A 23,346-nucleotide genomic window follows, 5' to 3' on the forward strand; every position below is an offset into this window, starting at 1 on the left:
TCTCATGCAGTCGGCAAACATGGTCATAGGCCGCCGACCGGTTCGAACATCAGGGTAAAGTCGCCCGAGTGTGGCATCACCGTATCATGCGTCAATAACGAATCGTTACTGCCCTGGTAATACACGCGATTGATTGCCGGAAGCAATCCGGGGCTCGCCATGTCAAAACCATGGTGATTTTGCCACGCACTACGATAATCCAGACTGAAAATGTCTTCCGGCAGCTTCTGTGCGAGCTCAGCATTCTTTCGGAATGACGACAAGCTCACGCCGAGATCGGGCGTCACGCGGTAAGGAATGGTTGCACGCCAGGTCAGCGTACAGCGTTGTTTCGGATTACAATCATGAACGTCCAACATCGGCTTCTTGCCAATGGAATCGGCACTCTCATCATTAATACTGCTAATTACCTGCTCTTGCGATTTTATCTTATTTTTACGCAACAATTCGACTGAGGCATGGTAATCCAGCCTAGTCGGCATCGCTAGCGTGGCCGTAAAGCTATAGCCGATATTACTGTGATCGACCCGATCCAAAATAGGATCCCCTATCGTCATCGAGACATCGGCACCATCACTGCCTTTCCATTTGACGACATCGTCCTTCAGCGCGCCCAGTATCCTGACGCTGGCAATGAAGCTTGAGTCAGATGCAACCCTTTGCTCCTTCCAGTCAAGCGGAACGACGATAGGCGTGGCGTCCTCATCGGATAGGGTATCGTACTTGATCTGAGACAAAATCGTTGGCGGATTATTTCCATATTTGCAGTTTATATCAAGCGAATGAACATCATTGATTCCCAATGAGAATATATTTCCCGAAGTCGTCTCCAGGTTAGGTGTATTCAGTCTGACGGGCACCCGCACTATTACCTCATCCCCTTTAACCATCGTACGAAAAAAACCGGAAGCATATTGCCCATTATAATCTGCATCCCCTTTTGGAAAAATCGAGACAAGTAAGCTCTTGGCCGGAGCGGCGAAATGATTATCTTCTTTATAACCTACTACATACCGCTCGCCATCACACACTTTTATGGTTTGTCTAAACCCCTTTTCATCGTTCAAGTCAGTCAATTTCTTAATTAGAAAAAACACCACCTGTTGACGTTGAAAAAACGTAAACGTCCGCATTGGCAGCGCTTTTATCTCATATTCGCCACCCTCCAACGGATTGGCCCGGACCGGCATCACGGCTGCTATCATCGCCACGCCGCATAGCATCGTGCCGGCCACCCTGCGCAACCACCCGTACCGGTGACGCGCGCCCAACACTCCCGACAGCCTCGAAGCGACCTTGCCTGATTCAAAGTTACGCATGTCTAACTCCACTGGATATAGCTCTGTTCCGGGGGCAGGTGGACCTTGGTAGCCCCTCCTGAAGTACGATCATTACGACGTCTCTGTTGCAGTAAATCCGAATACGCCCTTGGTCAACAAGTATTTGGAAACCATGGCCGCATAAGCCTCTCCGCCGTCCCTGGCTCGATAATGGAACCGGACGATCACATCGGAAAGTGAATCCAGCAAACGCCATTGCGACGGGTTGTAGGGATTGAAAAATTTCAATTCCCACTCGCCGACCACGCCATTGCCTTCAAAAGGCAATAACCTGTCATCACCAAAATTGAGCACAAAGAGACCACTGTCATCCAGACCTGAAGACAACGCGACCACCTGACCTGGGCGCACATTTTCAACGATCTCTGGCGCCGTTTGGCTACCGCTACACATTGCCTGGAATGTTGCCTCGGTCGGCTTCAACGCGAATCGACTTTTTTTCTGCACCAGCATTACACACACGTCTTCGTAAGGCCCTACCAAGCCAGGTAAAGTCACCGACACGGCCACCAGTTGCCGCATGTAGTGTCCCGGGTAACGCTTCGCCAGGTCCTCTTCCGTGACCGCGAATGGGATGGTCAAAGCCAGCGCATTCTTGAAATCGTCACCATTCCACTGAACCTCGATGCCTCCCTGATTTTCTTTTGGTTTTCTTTTCTTATACCCCTTCAATGGCGCCTCAAGGCGTTCTTTGCGCCAATCCCCATCCTGGCGCCCTTTCGATCCGTCATACGCATTTTTCACCGAAAAGGTATGCGTCAACTCCAATTGCCGCTCGGCCCGGCTGAGATACTCGCGCTGCATTCTCAACAACCCTAACCGCAATGTCTCGCCCGCAAGCAAGCCACGGCGCACATCATTCCAGCCACCGGTCTGGAAGAAATTCCTGCTCCCATCATACTCGCCCATCTCGTAGCGCCAAGCCTCCTGTGCCAACAGGCAAAGAGACGACACCGTGTCATAAGCCTGATAATAGAGTGCTGAAACCTGCCCGATCATCCATTGAAAAAGCGCTTCACTCGTAAAGCGCGCCCGCATGAACGCAGCCTGCTCGCTAAACTGGCGCAATTGCACCTTCGTTTGAGCCAGTTGTTTTTCATAGATCCGCGCCTGGATCGCGTCGGCATCGAGCTGCAATTTCAACTGATCGATTTCGCCATCAACCTGTTGCTTGGCCAGCTCCCACTCTTGTTTGCGTCGGCGATACTGCTCTCTTATCTCGGCATTCGCGGCGTCAGACAATAGAATGTCGCCAGCTACCAGCAATCCCTGCGCTAGCGCATCGGGAATGGCCCCTATCCTCCCTCCGCCATTGGAAAACCCGAAAATTCTCGGAACCACGTCCAGCCCCGACGCCACGGCCCGTAAAGAACTGCTCGTCGCACTGACGATTTGGGCATTGCTGCGCAACTGCAACGCATGCATTTCATCACTGGACACATCCGTTTCGATTAACGCTTTCAACTTCTCCGCACGCGTCTCTGCGGCATCATGCGCAGCCTGCATCGCTTTACGGTTCGCCGCACTCAAGCGCACGGTATCGGCCTGAATATCGACCAGAAACTGGGTGATTTCCTGCTGCTGGCGCAACAGTAAGCTCTGTAACTGGAGATCCTGCTGCCTATCGATCACCGTCAGCAGTGTCGTGCCGAACTGCACCAGCGTGTCGACAGCGCTTGAGGCATGCGCATACATCACTCCATAGCGGAACGGCGGCACGTTGACCTTGCCTCGCAACGCCGCAGCGCCGCCTCCTGCCGTTGCGCTACGCGCGGCCAGCAACTCCGACGGATTCAACGGCTGGTCGTACAGCGGCAAGGACAGCGGCTTGCCATCCAACGTCAAGCCGTTACGCAAGTTGTACAGACGCGTCGTCAATTTTTCCCAAAGCTGCTGAGATAGATGGCTGCGCGGAATGTAAAACAGTTGCCACGGCTGGTCGGCAGTGCCTCGCCCGTACCTTTTACTTGCCTCGTCCAGCGTGCAGGGCTGCCACATCCGTGCGTCGCTCACCAGTTGAGGTTCGCCCATCAGGCTCATCGCCAGCAGGTAGCATTGCCTGGCTTCGTTCACACCATCTCGCGTGAGCTCCCTGAAATAGCTGTCGCCCTTGTCGATCAGGTTTTTCACATAGGCAAAGAACAATGCTTTGCGGTAATACACCGGTTGATAGCTAGCGACCGCATCGGGGTCCACCGGACCGGATGTCTCGGCAAGCGGTACGAAACGGAATTGCGCCGTTAGCAGCCGGCAACGCCAATAATCGGTTGGCTTCGTGACACCGCGGCTCACCGGGAAAGGCTCGAACAACCGCCGCAGCCAGTTCTGCGCTTCTTCATAACGCCCTTCCAGATTCAGGCGATAGGCGATCAGGAAGGGGGCATGGAAAAACAGCTCCCAAAAGTACAACAGGTTTGCGCTGTCCTTTTCAAGCAGCTCAGGCTCGCCGTTGCTTTCGAGTGGCGCTTGACGGTGTTCCTGCGTGGCCGATTCAAACACCGCTTCGCCATCGCGTTGCGCGATGCGCGCCAAGTCCTTCCCAAACTGGGTGTTGAGCCGAATCAGAGTGTCCAATGGCCGGCGGGCAGGCTTGCCGTCCCCCATCGGAATCGGCCGCGGCAGCGGCAGCGGATCCGAAAACGCGTTGCCTAGTTCGTTGTGCGAGAAACGTAGATCGCTAAACGGCAGTCTCGCGCTGTCGAAGGATAGCAGGGGCGCCGAATATCGGGTCGCCGGCGCCAGGCTCAGCCAGTGATAACTCGCTACGTCGCTTGTCAGACCAGGCGCTGGAGGTTTTACCGACACCGCCGCCCAGCAATCCCCCTCTGCCACAACGTCGAACGGCAGCTCCACCGTCCCATTGAGGCCGCCAGCTTGCACCAAGGTAAAGATGATGCATTGCTGCCCGACGTCGTTCACATAGAAACCCTTGCTTGCCATTGTTCCAAACGGCGGGTACCCCTTGACGGACGGATATCTTGCTTTGATCGCGTCGAATGCGCTTTGCGTCAAAGTCGGCAAAGTGGTAGTGATTGGCTTTGGGGTTGTCATTATCTTCAGCGTCGGCGACACGCTAATTGTCATCACCAACCCTGCCAGCGGAACAAGGGTAAGGTCCACGCTTTGTCCCACCTGTTTTCGCAGATCCTCCTCGCTCATACGGACGTCGATCCGGTAACGGTACGTTGAACCGACTGAGAGCTGTCTTCCGTCAAGCGGGGTGCCATCGGCGTTTTGTACAACGATGCTCGTTTCTACAATGGGCTGAACCTCGAGAATGCTGTCCAGCTTGACGATAACGGGCGCAGACTCGCCACTGAACGTTACGGAAAACTGAGTTCTGTTATCCTTGTTTTTCCGTTGAACACTGGCACTGGCCTCGAGCGGCTGAGCCAGCAGTGGCACCTGCAAGGTGTAGAGTTGGGACGCCAGCAAATTGATTCCACTCAAATCAAAGGTCAGAAATTGGTATTTCTCCAACTGACCGCTTAAGGCAGTGGTGTTCCCATTTGGATCAATCAATGTGGCTGATTGAAATATGGACTGGCAGCTCTTGGGAAATTCGAATGTGACTTCTTTGATCTTCGTGTCGGCATCACCCACCAGAATCCTTAAGTCATCAGTAAAAGCTTGGCCTAACGGTACGTTTTTCAGGTCTGGCAGATTGCAAACAGCGCTCAAATTAGCCTTGAGGCCAACCTTGGGTTGTTTAAAAAACGCGCTCTCCAGTGTCGTCGGACTGCTATCCGACGAACTCACCCATGCCTCAACGGCATTCCAGAATAACGGTTTTTTGTTGTCAATTGCGGCTTTGGCGTCGGGCGTCAACGTCAATGGCACCAGGATCGTCTGAAAAGACTCCGTCAGCATCAGGTCTTTGACTACGACTAGCTTACCGTCATTCAACTTGTCCCAATCATTCGTCAACTTGACGATATCCGGAAACTTTGACTTAACCTCGCCCCACTGCGTCGTATTGGCCAGCAACCCGTCTGGTAAAACCAGGGTCAAGGTGATTTTGTTCCCTCGCTGGTACGCCGAGCTGCCCAGACATACATTGAATGCAGCCAACAGGAACGTCGACTGCAAATCGTTAGTGCTAATGGCTTGCTGGAAATCGACGTTGGTGAGGTGATCCAAGCTCGCCCCGAAGCGCCACTGCCATTCCATACCTTGCGCAGGCAATACCTGGGGCGTGTCAATGGTCATGCGCTGCGCCGATTGACGATCTTCTACCGTCACAGTGGCCAGCAGGGCTGCGCTCCTAGGTGGCACACTGCGCACCTGAACCGGAATGTTGAAATCCAGCACCCGGGCCTTATCGCGCAAATGGCTCAGTGTAACGTTACCGCCGATGGCACCCGCCGCCGGCAGTACGGTTCCGGCCGGCACCACCGCCGGCGATCCAACCTGAAATGCATTCCCCAATGCGATAGTCAAATGCGCCGCGTCACTCAGCTCAGGCTCGGCGCTCAGATCCACAGTAACCTTCAACCGAGCGCTTTCTCCCACCCGAACGACGGCCGGCGAACATGAGGAAGTCACGACACTACGGGCCAGCGGCGCGACGTTACAACTGATCTTGCCAACCACCACCTTGGTATATACGTTGGCCAGAGTGAACAACAGGCCAGTATCCGCGGCAGTCTTGAAATCATTGGCAATCCACGGCAGCACGATGAAAAAGTGAGAATATTCCTTCAGGAATTTATCCAATGCCTGATCATCTGGCGCATCCAGATAAATACGGTTATTTTCCCAATGAAACCCGGCCGTTGACAAAGACGATCCGTCTGAGCCTGATGTCAGCGAAAACTTCTCCGCCGCCCCCCCAGACTTCAAACCCAGTACATAGCCATCGCCGGGTGACAACATCGACAACACCGACACACTGCAACCCACCCATCGTTTGGTATTGCTGTCGAGTGCACCCTTGATCTTCGCTTGATCGATCTTGACAGCAAAGTACATTTCGTCGGCGGAGGCCAGATTGAAACTACGATTCAGCAATGCCGGAGTCACATCCTGACTGAACTCCGCCGGCAGCCAGCCCCAATCCTCCTTCACGAAAGGGGTCTGCGCTTTCAAATTCGCCAGATACCGGCTCAGCATCGATTTTGACAAGATAGCGAGCCCGACCCCAGGCACGGTAAATGGTTGGCCGCTTTCGCCTTCCGACAACGCATGGAACTCGAAGCGCATCGGCGACAAGGTCCCGCCCGTTCCCGTCGGCTGCGGGATACTCTTGTATTCAGGCTCCGAAGACGCCCGCGTCAAGTTGCTCAGATCAACGGCTTGAACCAAGTAGACGGTGTCAGCGTCGCCTGAAATTTCTTTTACGTTATGGACTTGGGTAGTAGCATCGCTCGCATATAAAGTTTGCCCCGCGCCCAATTTCAACTCCGCGATCTCTTTCTTCGTGCACTTGGTCGCAAGGTGTACGCCCGCCTTGATTGCTTTTGGCGTGAGGTTATAGGCCCACGGTGAAAACCGCTGGCCGTCTATGCCGTCACAGTACGTGGCCGCCATCCAGTCTTTTTCTTCCTGCAGAGCCGGACCGAAATTCGCATCCGACACATTTGTCAGGAGCTTGAACTTGCCCCCCGTGAGCAACCGAGTTTCCACGCCCTGCGGCGCGACATTGATCCCAATCACGGACGCCGGGGTATCGGACTCCAACGGCTCTACGTGCTGGGCACCGGGTTTTCGGGTCAGTAGAAATTGCACGCCCAACCGGTTTTCGCGAATATCGGCCGTCATTGTCTGGAGTTCGCCACGCGCGACCGTCAACACACCGGTTTCGATCAATGCATCGTCCACGCCATCTGTGAGCACCACGTTGCTAGCCGCCTTAGCAACCAGCACCAAACCATGCTTGATACTCGAGACGCAAGGCGACAGGCCGTTGTCGAAGGCCAGGAACATGGACAGGCGATCGTCGCCGGAACTCACTGCCGCATAGCGGCTATTGCCATTGATTTCCAGAAAATGAACCAGCTTCCGGTCCGATGGGACCTTGGCCAACATTGTTGCCGATACTGCCACCTTCGAAATCACTTCATAGGAACCCCGGCCGGTTTGGCCCGCACCGTCAACGTCTAGCGTTACCGTCATCTCTGGACCGAATACCAACGATCCAAGGTTTTGCATGTAACGCCGCTCCAGCAGCCACGATTTGGGCACGCAGGGCGTCGCCACCCCGGTCGAATAGAAGTATTCATCGGGATTCGCCGGATCCTCTGTTTTGCCTCGCACAATCCAGCGATATGAATTGAGGATCAACCCCTGGATCGTGCGCCCGAGAACGTGATCGCCCCCCCATTTCGCCACCCCTGGTCGGTTCGCGGAGTCCGCCTCGCCCCACAGCGTATTCCGGGTCACCTCACTCAGGAAGGAATCCAGCAACAAGTAGGTCGCACCACTAACTTTCTCGGCGACCGGCTCCGGGACACTCGCCGGCTTGCCTGCTGGAAAGCTGATGTTATATCCGGCCTCCTGCCACGCCACTACCTGCGGATCTGGTTTAGAATCTTCCGTGCGCGGCAACGAAAATGGTTCGCCGAGCAACCCGATGAACAGCAGGTCCCCCGTCGGTGCTGGGTGGTTCAATACTTCTTCCGGAAACACCGCCGCATTTTCGAGAATAGAAAACGCCGCCAGATGAGGGGGAGAGGCATCCGGTTTCAAGGTCGGAATGCTTTTATATACTTCGACCGGTGCACTCCAGCCCCCTCCCAGGCGCCGATACATCACGCTCACCACATACTGATACGCCTTGACCGAAGTCGTCGCCTTCATATTCTCCGACATACTGGTCTGCGAATGGCCATTCACCTCTCTCGACTCGATCCAAACGAAATACAGGCGACCGCTCGTAACCACCAGCCGCGCTTGCACGGGTAACCACAGCTTCCCGTCACCGACAGCTTGCCATGCGGGCAGATCGCCAAACCGCTTCGTCCAGGCTGCCTCCGCCCCCCCGGCCCCGCTGTCGGCATCAGGAGTAGCATTGGTCAGACTGGGCAAATCGATTCGGCTCCACTCGCTCCAGACGCGCATGCCCGCCCCGTCGATTCCCCAACTTCGACTGTAATACTCATAAGGTGCGTTTTTGCTGCGTCCCAGGAAATACATCGTGCTGCTGGCTTGATCCAGGCCATCCTGGTAACCGCCGATCACATCCAAATTGACGATCTTTTCGAAGCCATTCAGATATTCTCTCAGCGCCCCCTCAACCGCGTCCCGGTCCAAATGCGATTGCGCGAGACGTGTCTCGAACTGCCGGAACAAGTCCGTTTTGTTCATCCGCGCGGCGGGATTCACATACTGCTCCGGGTGCCAGCGCAACTGGACATTGGCCGCCCAGATCGCATAACGGCTATCGTTGGTCTGCCAGCGCTCAAGCTCCGCAGGCGTCAATGCCAATCCCGTTTCGGCACCCTCTGCAATCCGCTGGATGAACGTCTGAAAACTTGCGATCGCTTCCGCCACTCTCGTGGTCGGCACTTTCGCCGTCATCTCCGGATCGATCAACAGGGTACTGGCCACATCGACCGTTTCCGGCTGTTTTTCCCGATAGGCCAGGCTCCACCCCAGTTGCCGGTACTGGATCGTGAAGCGGCGACAAATCGCCTTGTAAAACGCCAGCAACGCAGCGGCCCTGATTTCGCTGAAGCGGGCATCCAGCTCCGCCGCCGCCGGCCCGGACTGCGGGCCGCAATTCAGACTCAATTGCCACCGCCGGTCCCATTGCAACGCTTGTCCCGACAGCCACGCATTCAGATCAGCCACCGACCAGCCGGTCCACTCGCTCACACCCAACATACGTTGCACGCGGGCAACCTTGGTAATGACCGATTCCGACCCGCTCACAATCAGTGCCCGGGCCAGGGAAGTATCGCCAATCACCGCACCGACCCGCTCGCACACATCAGCGGTGACATACTTCCCAGAGGTCCACAAGGCTAGCGGCGAAAGCCTTGGATCCGCCTGCGCGAGTTGTGCGTAATCGCACAACACAAGTAACCGCTGCCAGTCCGCCAGGGCATGGCCCGCCTCGAAACCCAGTCCCTCAACCCCGACAGTCAGCGGCAGCAACTGCATCTCATCCAGAGTATTGCGACCAACGACAGCTGCACTGATAAACAACGGGGTCAACGATATTGTGTCGTCCTTCAGCGCCTGGTCCAGCAAATCGGCGTGATGACTGGTCAGGATTGCGGCCGCTCCCTGCGACAATCCAGTCTGGCTCGCCACCGCCGAAGCGGCCGCCTGGAAGCGGACTTGAAGATGCGAAGCCACCGCAGGATTCAAATCCAAAAATTCCGATATCTTGTTATCCGCGCGGGGACTGGCATGCTTTGCCGGAACCAATGACTCCAGCTTAAACGTCGTAATAATCCCATCGAGAAGCTGGTCATTATTCCTGTCCGATTCGCCGAGATTATTGCCACTCCCGTCACCCTCCTGACCTGCCCGCAATAGCACCTGTTTGATGTCATATGGCTCCACTGCCCCCTTCAACGCCTCACGCAACTTCTTATCGCGGTCAACACCCTGATCGGCCGGACGGGCCACCGCCACCCACTCGCTCAACGCACAGTGGCTCTGTTGGCACCACTGCACACATTGATCCAGGGTTAGCAGCAGATCCAGGGTATCGTAGTGTTCCTTCTGAATACTTGGCGTAAACAGCAGCGCCAACAGAGTATGACTGGTCGATGTCACTGCCTCCCCGCCGAGCAGTTGCAACAACGCCAGCAAATCGTCCACCGTGATCCCTAGTAATTGCGCGACAAGGACCGGCCGATAGAGCGCGGACAACATGGACAGCGAGCGGATCACCTCTGCCCCATTTTTTGCGGCCTTCAGCAGCTTGACCAGGTCCTCAAGCTTATTGCCCGGTATCCGGAATGCGCGGGCCAGCATCGCCTTGTCACCATCGCTCAACACCTTGTCGTTTAACTCCCAGGCCTCGTCCTCCCGTAACAGCCTGTCGAGCAATGACGCCTGCCCGACACGCGCATAAGGAGAAATTTCAAATAGCAGCGCGGCGCCACCCTCGGCGTCCAGGCCATAGGCGTCTCGCCAGCGCAAGAACATGCCCAACGCACGCAACGTGCTTGAACTCAGTGACCACACCGGCAACGTTCCGACATCCTTGACATGTTCGGCATGCAACGCCGCGTTCAGCAGCATATCCAGTTGTCCCGCCGGCAGGTTCAGGTGATTCTTAAGCCTGATCAGACGTTGCAGGTTATCCAGTTGAAATGGAGTACAAATTAATTGATCGGCATCGATAGTGCCGGGACGGTATGCACGGTCATAAATTGCCTGGCCGCCCCACAAAAAGCTGGCGCCGTAGAGTCCTGGCAGGGCCTCTCGATCAGGGAGTTTCCAAGGAACGTGGACGGATACCGATGGCCTGTCGTTACCGATGGCGTAAAACGCCTCCAGCTCCTCCCGCGATATTTGCGCTGCCTGGCATAGCATCGGCACCGGCACGCGCATCGGCACCGCCGTGGCTTGACTCACATCGACGCCAAAATCGGCCTCCAGTGCCATTCGACTGGATGAGAGTGCACCGTTGCGAACGCTCGCTTCAGCCTGACTGCCTATCACCAGTACGCCAATCGTAATAGCGACCTGGTCAGCTGTGAGTCCATCGTGCCGTGCATACCACGTGCTGGTTCCCCAATACACTTTGCGGTTATCGACCGTCTGAGCAAATTCAGGCTTGTCAAGGCGAACACCGTCCGCCTGATTGCTCGACCATCTAAGTGTCACCGTCGTTGTAGAGCCGTCTTTCGATGCACATACAAATGGTTGGCTTACCTGAGCCTCGAGACTCACGCTATTAACGCGTAAGGTTGGCCACAGCCCGTCTAGAATCAACGACGGCGTAATGCTTTCCTCGAACCGGCCGTTTTCATCGATCACCACGTTAAAGGGCACAGCACTATCTGGCGCTGGCCCCGTAATAATGGAAATCTGCTCGGGACTCAGCCCACTGTAAACCTCCTCGGCCCTGCGCCGGGCGTCCAGCGAAAGCTCGACTGGGTTTGCTTGCCGATAACCCACCCCCAGTTGACTGATCACATCGCCCAGTACATGCCCGGAGGGCGCAAGCACCAGCTCGATACGGCGCATCGCCTCGTCAAATGGCATCGTCAGCGGATAACGTGCCTGCGTTGCCAGATAGCGGTATACCGCTTCGCCAGCCCCTACGTGCCCTCCCGCCCTGTGATATCGAGATTGAGGCAATGCCGCGAGAATAGCGTCCAGGGTATCAATCAGAATTTCGCCCGTCAGTTCGCTACTGGCCAGCGTGCTTTTGAACGCACTCTCGTCCAACAACAATTGCGTCAGATCGGGCCGTTGCGCTACCAACCGCCGTAATGCTTCCCCGCCGCTTACCCCCCGCAATAATGTCACCAGATACACGAGGTAGCACACCGGCGAATCGAGCGACTGCAACGCTCCAGGTTCCACGCAGCGTTCTTCCTTGTCATCAAACAATTGCTGGTAGAGCGGTTCGTGATAACGCGCCACTCGCGGTACCGCATTCTGCTGCAGTTGCTCGACCTGCCCGGAGGAATAAGAAAGCACATCGTTAGCGCTCGAACCCATCAACGGAATCAGATTCTGGCGGAACTGGTTGTCCAACAATGCAACCTGTCTTTGGGCATAAGTATAAATAGCCGCCGCGCAGCCATTCAGGCGCACATCAAAATCCAGCCGGAAGCGGTCGGCTTCCATCATATTGATGTCATATACCGACTCGAAACCCAGGCTCCGCAATACTGCAGCAACATCGGCAGGAAAGGGGAGTAATGTATCCATATCGAAAGCGGCGCCCATCGTCAGTCTCCTAACTCAATACCCAATCGAAATCCGGGGGAGAGAGATCCTCACCTCGGCCCTCTTCAAATACTGTCTCTAGACAATCACGCCGAGAAGTCGCCGCGGCAACTACTCACCAAATTGTCCATACCAATCTTTCCTTGCAACAGATTCCGACACGTCCTAACTCACATTATTCATGCACATAATCAAAGTGGAAATCACCTTCCTGTGGAAGCGTCCCATCCAACATAAAACTCTGCGTTTTTTTCCCAGAATCCTCATCCAGCAACGGTAGCGTATATTTTTTGGGTAAGAACAAAGACACGGGAGCCCATGGATCAGCCCTTACAGAGAGCTGATACAGTTTGTCAAACCATGTTTCTTTTCCTAGGTTGGATAGATTAAATTCCAGCGCATTATCTTTAGCCGAGTGAAAATAAGGCACCCTTGCACCTCGCCATATCAACGTACAATCACTCTCCGCAGTCCTGCACGTTAACGCACGATTCACATCCGCTTCCGTAACCACCCGCTTTAACACTGGATCGCCGTTGCCCGGCTTCACGACGACCGTCAGCGTATCCGAAAGTTTCTTCAACATCGGTACATCTGTTGCTTCATAGCGCTTCTGATTAGAAGAAGCATGATCGACAGCTACCGCGTTCATCTCCCACTCCCGGTTTCCACCTTTCAGTATTACCTTGTCCGTCGCATCCGCGTTCATCACGTCCACCACGGCTCTAAAGGTTTTCCCATTCTCATCGGCGACTTGTAATGCAGGATCCATCTCATGCACATCAACCTGCTCCCGCGACTTCACGATCACTGGCTTGCGCATCTCAAGCATCGAGTTAGCCGTTTTCCACTCCACCACACGCTCTTTCGTATCCTGATCCACTCTCTCGTCATTCTGCTCAATTGTGATGGCTATCGGATGCAGCGTATCAGGCGCACTGGCCGCTAACTCAACTGGGATTTTCAGGTTAAATGCGTCATCCTTGCTCATGGACAAACTACCGACCACCGCCCCCGATTTTCTCCACTCATTGACCAAGCAAGAATTAGGACAATTCTCGCTCTTAAAGATCACATTGTTTTTCAGAAGCTGCAACTCGCCGTGGACACCGCGCTGGAGTCCCTCTGGCAAATCCACCCGTAAATCGACGCCAGAAACATCTTTCGCCGCCTTGAAGTGAACTTCGACATAGTTAAGATTATTTGGCGGGTTATGACTAAGCTGTAACGCCTCCGTTTGGTTGACGTTCATCGAAAATACCTTATCTGCCGGCAGTAACTTATCGCCAATATCAATCGTCACCATCGTTTCATTGGAGCCTAGCGGGTTCAGTACCTCCGCCTGGGGCGTGCCATATTGGCCCGAAATTTTCAATTTCACCTTTTTCGCAGCATCTCCAATCACCTTGATAGGAACGGTCACCTTGAGGGGCTGATCCTCACTATACTTCGCTGCCTGCGAATTCAGCTTCGTTGCCGTATCGTGCCCTGTCCACGCGGCATCAGCGTCAGTTAATGCCGTGGCTGCAATCGCCCATTTTGGTCTGGCGGTTTTATCCAGTTCTGGGGGCAAAGCCAGCGTCAACGCCTTCAGTTCACCGCTCGTCTGCCCGTTTTCTCCCCCCCCCGGCATGTCGCCAATCAATCGGTAATTCGACAGCGTAACCTCCAACTCACGCCCCTGGTGCAACACAATATTTTGGGCATTTACCGAATGATCTCCCATCTTGACATCAAGGACAGTGGAGCGACCTCGAACGGTGATTTGCGGCACGATTTCGATTTGCGTCGAAGCAAACGTGAAGACATCGCTGACATCGTTAAGATCCTGGCTTTCCACGTTCATCTTAACCGTCAGTTGTTTTTTTACTTTGATCTTGTCTTTCGAGGCGGCCTGTACGGTAACCTTATCTTCAGGCATTCCCAGAAGGCAAATATTATTACTTTTCATGCTAATTTTTCCGCAGTCTGTAATCGCAGCTAGGGAATTGTCTGACAAAGCCACTACAAATTTGATACCAGGATAAAAATTGGTAAGCGAGGCCCTTGCGTCGACAGAGAAGACCCCGTCTGGATGAACTTCACGAGGGCTGTTTGCGAGTGCGCCATTCACGTCCCCTTGATTGACCGAATTTTGTGTGATGATTCGAGGCGCCAGCCGCTGCAGCGTAATCGAATTAAGAGGCTGGGAATAATAATCCCAATGCGCCTCATCCTCGTAGCAAGTTCCCGAAAACGTGGCATTTCCCTCCTTGCCAGCTCCACCCGGAGCTGTTTGCCCTTTTCCTAATCTCTCCACGCCAAGAGAATTTTTAGTCTCGGTGGTAATCCTTTCTGAAAAGGAGTACGACTGGCTTCCTGTCCCAGTAATCTGGCAATAGTCCCAGCTTAAATTTTTTTGATTGGGTTGTGTTGACACCACCTTTATTCTGAGGCTCTTTGCCGCGCCGCCAGCCCCACCGGCCCAATCAAATTGCTTCGATGCATTACTGTCATCGCCCCATTGCATGCGTGGCGAGCCGTAATCCGGCTGCTTTCTTTCCAAAGTACGACTTTCAATAGGGACCGTTTCACGATACCCATTTGAAGCCTGGTATGTGCATGTGCCACTCAAGGTGACAGACCTCCCCCTCTCGAGGAATTCTGGATGAATGGTTGCCGTCTTGCTGCCAGACAAGTGCACAAAATACTCACCCTTCTTTTCTTTATTAGTTTTTTCAGAGTTGGTCTTTGCATCTATTTCGCAACTATCAATATTTCTCGCATTTAATTCCTTATCATTTTCATACGCATCAACAGTAATCGTGACCCATTCTCTGTTGCCATAATCCACCTTTACTTTCTCACTAGTCAGTGGAAATACTGCATTAGGTTGCGCGACAATCAATCTAAGAGCCGAATGAGATGGTTTTTTAATCTCGAAATAGTACTTATTCACAAAAGACGGACACGTCCAACCTGGAAAGCCTTCTTCTCGATTTGTTATAAGCTCTACCATATACTTCCCTGGCTCGATAAATTTAATTCTGACAGAATCATCACCCTCTTTTGAGATAGAGAATGGGTGCAATGTTTTAAAATAATCAATTGCTTCAGGCTTTACTGCAGCTTTAAGCAAAGTAGTCACATACCCTGCAAGAAAACCAAAATTACTAGGCACCAAACCACCCCAAAGCCGAGACACCTCCTCATACCCACTTCCACGATCCAAGTATAAATTCATGCTTCCAGGTTGGCTCCCTTGGCAATCCGGGCGATATTCGAGCTCTAACCGTATTTTCTGCCCAGCTTCGAACTGGCATAAAGATTGAGCGGTCCGACAATTATTAAAAGCCAATTCAGAGCGAGAGCTAAGGTAAAGCTCCGAACCATCATTGAAAGCAAATGAATAACTTGGAATGGAAAAAGCAATTGCGATCAATAACCAAAAAATCCATCGAAGCATTTGCATATTCATACATCTCTCCATAGCAAAATATACTTCAGAGATGCCATCAACTCGGCAAAAATTGATTCGGTTTGTCAATCATTTCGTCTCCTACGGCAAAAAGCACTCTAAGTATTTTAGGCAGACTCACCTCAGTCTGCTTCACTCTCAAAACAACACAAGCTTTGTAAAACGGAGCATTAGCTGCGCATAACCAATATCGTTCGCTTAGAATTCCTCAGCCCTCGGCGTAGTCAACAGGCGGTTTGTCATATTCCGCTCCGACGACGCTCGAAAACAAGCATGATGTGGGCGCACCGGCAGCAACCCAGTGTGCCCGCATCGTGTCGAGGAGAAAAATTTACTACCAATCAATTCAAACCGTTGCCACTACATCAACTGGCGATTTACTCCCTTTTCGTACTCAGCGGCTAAGTTCAGCTTCATATTGTTACCACTTTTCTAATAATCGTAAAACCACACTGTTAGCTTGTTACTGAAGAAAGCTTAAGAATTTCGTTATGCTCGCTTCTCAGGTTCGAACATCACCGGCTTATCGCGATAGTCATGGAGACGTTTGCGCATCCAATCGCTAGGATCACCAATAGTGCTAACGACTCCAGTGGTCATCCCCCCCCCTAATTGCACGTGGAAAATACCGTATGTGGGAAAATCCAAATATTTTGGCTTAGACAGATCCCACTTATGACGTGAGAACAAGGCCTTCGCATCTTCTCCCATTTCGGGGTGCGCAGTGAATTTCACAGCAAGCAGCGTATCATGTATCTTATTGGCATCTGCACCGATCTCCGGATGCCCCATCAGATAACTACCCCCACTTCCCCAATGTTGTTTTTCAAATGGTTCACTAGGCACATTGCTGAAACGGGCAACGTTATCCAGCTTCGTTGCGAGGTGGCTTGCTGGAATCTGCCAGGGCATGACTGGTTTACGCAAGTGGCGGCTTAGGCTGGCACAAAACTCGAACAGTCGACCCCACTCGTAAGGTGAATAGCAGTAACCATTGCCATAGCCTCGATCTGTGAAATCGTCTGCTTCGTAGCGATCTACGGCCATAAAGTCCGCGCCTTTGACTACTTCATGTAAACCGTTTTTGCGTGTGAATTTGATATCCTCAAAAACACCTAGGTACAGCGCATATTTAGCGATCAACTCACCCGCCAACTGAGGGTTAATGGTCATCTTGTGCTTTTTAAGTCCACCATCCCGTGGATCATAGACTTCTGCGTACTCAGCATCTCCGTAAATCCAGCTTGAGCTTGCCACCCCCCATAAATTGACTTGCCAACCGATGACTACATGGGGAGCGATAATACGTACCAACCAGTTTACAGCCTTGATATAGCCTTTGAGAGTATCGGTAATGTCATCAGGCACCTCTATGTCTGCATTACTGACCTTGTGCGTTGAATGGCTCTTGTGATAGGCAAGTGCTTCTTCGAGTGGTTTTCTTACCTTCACCTCTTGCTCTGGTAAAAAGCCATGTTTCTGACACTCACCAAGAAAGTCAGGATTAACAATAAATCCGGCAGGAACGGGATGGTCTTTTTCGTGATACGCGTCTTCCGCCATACTCAATGCCTGAATAAAGTTTGCAAAACTGAATTTATGTGCACTCTCGTTTCCTAGCTTACCTACGGCATCACCTCCAGAAAAGTTGCACGTATACGACACCATGACGGGAAGAACAGGTGTTGAATCCTTCAGTTTCGCAGATACCTCACGCGCCAACTTGATAGCTTTGGATGTTGGTTCTTTTTCTGGCTCCAAGAAAACATTCTCATCTCCTGCGCCATCATTACCGGCATACTTGAACAGTGAAGAAACACGAGCTTCGACGAAATCGTCCAGGTCGCTTGGCACCATATCGGCGCAACCACCAAAGCTGAGAAACTTGGGGAAACCTTTCACGTATAGATTGGCTCCTTCGACAAGAGCGATGTCCAGCGTTACCGACTCACTGCTCCCCACTCGCAAGGGATTAGGGTTGACATCAAGGTGATAAACAATACCCTCATGGACAAATGCGCCAAATTCCACCTGATAACTACCAGCAGCGAGATGAACAGACTGCTCATAGCTGCCGCTTTTCGCAAGTATGTCGCCAAATCGATATTGTCGCGGCGCTTCTACATTATGATTATCAACAAGGAGTAAGGAAAAAGTTTTGCTAACCGATTTCTCGGCCCGAACATTGATGTGGAGCAAGGCGTCTGCCTTCGAATCATCCTCCACCTGAATGAAATCCTTGTTGAACGTAACTTGGTGATAGCGACCATCTAGCCTTACCGCTTCATCCTTGAACTTGTAGTATTTATTATTCAGCCGAATATCAACCGCATGAATAATAAATTCGCCTTCAACTGGAAGTTTTTCGAAATGCAACTTCTTCCCAGAAAGTAAGGTGAAATATTTTTGACTCCCCGCATCGCCCTTGAGCTTGAAGGAAATCATGACTTCTTCGCCATGCAATTCAGGATAATCGCTAAGATCCAAGAGGACGTCGATCGTAGAGCTGTGCTCGAGCGAGCCAAATTTAATATGAAACTCAGTGGACTGCCCTTTCGTTATAATTATTTCCTTCGAGCTTAATATTGCTGGAGCGCGTAGCGTACCATCTTTTGTTTTCAGTTCACTTGCAGCATATATTTGATAGGTCCCAGCTGGGAGAGAAAATGACTTCGACTTGCCAAACTCCAGCGACAGAGGCTCAGATTTGCTGCCGCGAACCCAACGCAATTCTAGTTCGGCTGTTTCTAGTCCCGCAGGGGCGTCATCACACTTGACATCTAGCAGCCCCTCGACTGAAGGTTCTGAATCCGCAGCGGCCACGAATGATTCGCGGAACGCAGACCATACAGGTGCTTTCTCGGAGGATTTATTCACACCGATATGGACTTTGCTAAGGGAGTGTTCGAATGAATCGCCAGCACTCTTCGGTGTCACCGTAATTTTGTAATCAAAAACACCATCACCAATATCATCCGAATGGATATTTACCAAATAATCATGCCAAGTGGGAGTGAATGAAACAGTAACATCTCCAATCTCAATTTTTCCAGGCGCTAAAAATCTCACCACTAGCTTTTTCGTAATATCAGCGCCATCGCCAGACTCGGTTTTAAATTCGGTGAGTTCGGCCTTATGGTACCAATCTGCAACCTTATCATCATAAAATTCAAGTTTAAATTTTAGTTCCACAACAACTCTCCTTCGCGCCAATGACCAACCAAGGCACGTCAATTTTAAAAACACTCAGGGGGAGGCATGCGGGTATTGTTGGTAGTGGACTGTATGGACCCCGCAAACAAACACTCCTGTCCCAGCATGCATCTCCTTAGAGCCGCTAACAAAACCCCTGATCTTGCGTTGCGCCTCCTTGTCGTACGACTTGTACTGCCTGCGTTGGCGCACCTTGGCTCAGGTACGCTGCGCGGGTTTTTTTAGCGGCTCTTAATGTACAGTTTGCATTGCCTGCAGCAACGCACTTTGGCACAGATTTTCTGAGTGATCTTTTTAACCCTACTTAGAGTAGCGCTAATGAATTAACAAAAACGGATGCAACACAACCATCAATGACAAAGTTGGCGCGTATTTATTGTTAGATTATGTTCGATGCGGTTGCAAGATGATTATTGTCTATCAATACAATAATTGTTTGTTTGCACTTTCTAAACAATTGTAAATATACTTAATCACGCAATACTCTACGGGGTAAAATATCAGCATTGAAATAAAATAACTTCAGTAGTAGTATTCTGTATTAATAATTGGCGAATATTACTTATCTACCCCCTTAGCACATGCCAATCAACATTTGAGAAAAGTCCATCACTGAAGAAGAGTGATGAATATGAAGCAGCGCAGACTCACCGAAAAACAGATCATCGACGCCCTCAAGTAAGTCGAACTTGACATAGCCATCAAGGAGGTCTGCCGCCAAGGCGGCTTCTCCGAGGCCACCTTCTACAAATGGCGCGACAAATAGGTGTGACCTGCTCCCCCTAAACAGGGCCACCCGAAACTTAGTAAAGTTCGCTTTACACAGGGAGAACGAACTTGAAGAAGCATTTCACGGAAGAGCAAATCATTGGATTTTTGAAGCAAGCCGAGGCAGGCGGTCCGGTGAAGGAATTGTGCCGCCAGCATGGCTTTAGTGATGCTTCGTTCTACAACTGGCGAGCCAAGTTCGGTGGCATGGATGTCTCTGACGCCAAGCGGTTGAAGGAGCTCGAGACTGAGAACGCCAGACTGAAGCGCTTACTGGCCGAGGCGATTCTTGATGCCGAAGCACTCAAAGTGGGCCTCGGCGTAAAGCGTTAACCCCGCAACAGAAGCGTGAGGCGGTGCAGCGAATGCGCGAGATGACCTCTATCTCGGAGCGACGGGCCTGCCGGCTGGTGGGGGTGTCACGCAGCGTCCATGCCTATCAGGCAAAGACGTCGGACCACATTACGCTCTTGAAGGACCGGCTGATTGAGTTGGCCCACGAGAGACGCCGCTTTGGGTATCGCCGCCTGCACATTCTCCTGCGCCGAGATGGTGTCAGAGTTAACCACAAGCGGGTCTACAGGCTATATCGTGAAGCCGGTTTGATGGTGAAACACAGGAGGCGGCGCCATGGTGTAGCCGTTGAGCGAGAGCCGCTGGAGCGCCCTGGGAAACCGAATGCGGTATGGTCGATGGACTTTGTCTCCGATGCGCTAGCCAACGGGCGTCGCATCAAAGTGCTCACCATCGCGGATGATTTCAGCAAGGAATGTATCGACCTGGTTGCTGATTACGGAATCTCCGGACATTACGTCGTGCGGGTATTGGAACAGGCCGCTCGATTTCGGGGCTATCCAGCGGCAATCCGTACCGACCAGGGACCGGAATTCACCGGCAACGCGCTGGATCAATGGGCCAGTGTCAGAGGAATCACGCTGAAGCTGACCCCGCCGGGCAAACCCACACAGAATGCGTATATCGAAAGTTTCAACGGGCGCTTACGCGATGAATGCCTGAATGAGCACTGGTTCATGAGTCTCTCGCATGTTCGGGCCGAGCTTGCCGTGTGGCGGAAGGATTACAACGAAGCACGACCACACAGCTCGCTGAACTATCAAACGCCAGCCGCATTTACGGCGGGCTTCCGCACGGGGGAGCAAGCGGAGCTGGAGCAAAAGCAGGAATTTTTAACCGACTTTACTAAGTAGGCCTTGGCCCTAATCCGGGGGGGCAGGTCATTACGGCAATGTGAGTCCAGATTGATTGGGGTTCAGAGCCTGCTGGCGGATAGTGGCTATGTTGGCAAACCGTTTGCTCAAGGCGTGAGCGAGATTTTAGGTGCGGACGTGACGGTGCAGATTGCCAAACGGAGCGAACTGCATACCTTCAAGGTGATGCCCAAACGCTGGGTTGATGAGCGCAGCTTCGCTTGGTTGGAAAAGAGCAGAAGGCTGTGGAAGAACTGCGAGCGGAAACTCAATACCAGCTTACAGTTTATCCATCTGGCCTTCTTGGGGCTCTTACTCAAAAGACTTTGAACAGGTTCTAACGGTAGCGGATGGTTTTAGCCACGAAGCAGTGCAGAAGCGGTAGATTTCGAATACGTTGCAGGGATGCTAGACCAGGCAGCACAACTTCGCGACTATCCTGCAGCAATCAGAACTGACTATGGGCCAGAGTTCACCAGCCGGGTGAGCGCAAGCCCTTGGTATCTGTTACATTTTGATTCAAACGGGCCGGCCGATGCAGAATGGCTACGTCGAAAGCTTCAATGCCAGGTTCCATGATGAATGGGCTACTGCTTGTTTCTATCGATAGCGCGCAGCAAACTCCGCTGGAGGTATTCGGCCTAGGGGTGGACCAGATTGCAATCGTATCCCTGTGCCGCGATGATCTGCTTGGCCTCCACCACAGAGTCTAAAGACATGCTCGTTCAGGTATTTTCCACCACCATGCAAACTTAGGACCTCTCTCCTCATTGCTTGTATCGCTGATGGGGGAAGACCTCATTGTTGACAAAATCAAACCCATGTCTGAATATACAGACAACAGACTGTTGTCATATTGCATTCGACAGTTCTTTCTTAAATAAAAACATTTAACGAACTAACACATTAAATCACGCCCAAAATCACATGGACACTCTTGACCAGTTCCGAATATTCGCAAAAGTTGCAGAGGTGAGTAGCTTCACAAAAGCTGCTCACATATTGAACATGCCTAGAGCTACAATTTCTATTGCCATTCAAAGCCTTGAGTCAAACATTGGCACTAAACTATTTTATCGCACCACAAGAAGAGTTAGCATAACTACAGATGGTGCCATGCTCCTTGAGCATGTATGCACACTGCTAGAAAATGCAGAGACAATTAATATCTTATTCCGCACCAATCAGCAGCAGGTCTCTGGGCGCCTTAATATTGAAGCCCCCAGCAGGATAGCCAGAAGATTAATCGCGCCAGCGCTTCCAATTTTATTTGAACAGTACCCCAATTTGAGCATTTCATTAGGGTCTTCCGATCGATTTATTAATCTGCTTCAAGATGGGGTTGATTGCGCAATTCGCGTCGGGAACTCATGTGACAGCAACTTGGAGATCAAACCAATTGGACATTTACTTCTAATTAATTGTTGCAGTCCCGAGTATTTAAATAAATACGGGACACCCAAATCAACTGACATATTACATCAAAATCACCTTGCGGTTGGATATGCATCACCCTCCACGGGAGTTGAACTACCATGGGAATATGTTTCATCAGATCAAACTCATACTCTTATCATGCCAAGCAAAGTAACTGTTAACAATGTGGAAAGCTACATCGCATGTTGTTTATCTGGTCTTGGCCTTATTCAAATACCCAAATTTGATGTTCAGGATCTATTGCGAACAGGTGAGCTTGTTGAAGTCATGCCACATGCGAGAGCACAACCCATGAATATTTCGTTTGTTTATCCAAAGAAACATCAACATTCACCACGATTAAATGCTTTTATCAACTGGGCAGAAAACTTACTCCAACCTTACCTTGACTAGCTTCTATCATAACAAACGCCAGCTTGATTAAAAATCATACCAATGCATTAATTTAATGTTTAGAAAGTTAAAATCAAAGCCTCACATACCAGTCAGCTCAGCCAATCCATGTTGTTTGCGCCTGAAAGAAGCCATACTCAAGTTTGAAAATTATGCATCCACACCTTACTACAATAGATAATAATATTTAATTTTCTCCTGAAAGGGTATGTAAGTGAGATCATTGGGGCCATTTCTATGTCATGTCAACCCATCCCCATGTTACAGGTGATGGGCAGTGGAGCGGCTCTGCGAGCGCTGGCAATAGAGTGCGGATGTTATTACGCCAGGTTGCAATTTGCGCGACAAGGTGATTTGGAAAGCTCACGCCATGCGACAAAGGGCATTTGGGAAATGGGGGTGACGAGTACTGCTTGCAATATATGCCAAAGAAGTCTTGCCACCGACAAGTCTAATTCTGCTGTGGACTGCTCCGGCTTCTGTAGGCATCCCTGCTTTCGATAAATCCTCGGTAGTTGCTAGTTATCTTCATGCACCTATTAGGTAAAACACACATCGTAGCTACGCCTCAGTCATACGGCACTTCGAGATTGTGGTCTGTCCCGGGCTCAGTGGACACTAACTTAAGGTGGATAATCTCCACCAAGGAGTGTTCATGACCCAAACCCGT

The 23,346-nt window shown here is 51.7% G+C and carries 7 protein-coding genes and 2 pseudogenes; 5 read left to right on the plus strand and 4 right to left on the minus strand.

The features are described 5' to 3' along the window. Positions 1-23: 23 nt before the first annotated feature. The 4 genes from NK214_RS18520 to NK214_RS18535 form a co-directional block, all read right to left on the minus strand. Positions 24-1,319: a hypothetical protein gene (locus NK214_RS18520; protein WP_253315187.1), complete on the minus strand. Its 1,296-nt coding sequence runs from the start codon at positions 1,317-1,319 to the stop codon at positions 24-26. Between the two features lie 72 nt (positions 1,320-1,391). Then, complete coding sequence (locus NK214_RS18525; protein WP_253315188.1) at positions 1,392-12,200, minus strand: Tc toxin subunit A; 10,809 nt, start codon at positions 12,198-12,200, stop codon at positions 1,392-1,394. Between the two features lie 175 nt (positions 12,201-12,375). After that, a complete protein-coding gene (locus NK214_RS18530) occupies positions 12,376-15,657 on the minus strand; it encodes a hypothetical protein (RefSeq protein WP_253315189.1) in 3,282 nt (1,093 codons plus the stop codon). Positions 15,658-16,146: 489 nt separating this feature from the next. Further along, positions 16,147-18,849 carry a hypothetical protein gene (locus tag NK214_RS18535; protein ID WP_253315190.1) on the minus strand — a complete coding sequence of 901 codons (2,703 nt, stop codon included), beginning with the start codon at positions 18,847-18,849 and terminating at the stop codon, positions 16,147-16,149. 721 nt (positions 18,850-19,570) lie between these two features. Here NK214_RS18535 and NK214_RS25180 point away from each other — a divergent pair. The 5 genes and pseudogenes from NK214_RS25180 to NK214_RS18555 all read left to right on the plus strand — a co-directional run bounded on the left by NK214_RS25180 (position 19,571) and on the right by NK214_RS18555 (position 22,676). Then, the gene (locus NK214_RS25180) at positions 19,571-19,636 is read left to right on the plus strand and encodes a transposase (RefSeq protein WP_371926298.1); all 66 of its coding nucleotides are present in this window, start codon (positions 19,571-19,573) and stop codon (positions 19,634-19,636) included. 71 nt (positions 19,637-19,707) lie between these two features. After that, positions 19,708-20,846, plus strand: a protein-coding gene (locus NK214_RS18540) for an IS3 family transposase (protein WP_253315191.1) whose coding sequence is annotated in 2 segments (ribosomal slippage) — positions 19,708-19,960 and positions 19,960-20,846 — 1,140 coding nt in all. Because the reading frame shifts where the segments join, the coding sequence is not laid out codon by codon here. Positions 20,847-20,882: 36 nt separating this feature from the next. Further along, a pseudogene (locus NK214_RS18545) lies at positions 20,883-21,176 on the plus strand (transposase); the annotation flags it as partial. A 7-nt stretch (positions 21,177-21,183) separates the two neighbouring features. Next, positions 21,184-21,429 (plus strand): annotated as a pseudogene (locus NK214_RS18550) (integrase core domain-containing protein); the annotation flags it as partial. Between the two features lie 344 nt (positions 21,430-21,773). Continuing rightward, positions 21,774-22,676, plus strand: a complete 903-nt coding sequence (locus NK214_RS18555; RefSeq protein WP_253315192.1) for a LysR family transcriptional regulator — start codon at positions 21,774-21,776, stop codon at positions 22,674-22,676. Positions 22,677-23,346: the final 670 nt, after the last annotated feature.

Source organism: Chromobacterium sp. S0633, from assembly GCF_024158805.1.
Classification (GTDB): domain Bacteria; phylum Pseudomonadota; class Gammaproteobacteria; order Burkholderiales; family Chromobacteriaceae; genus Chromobacterium.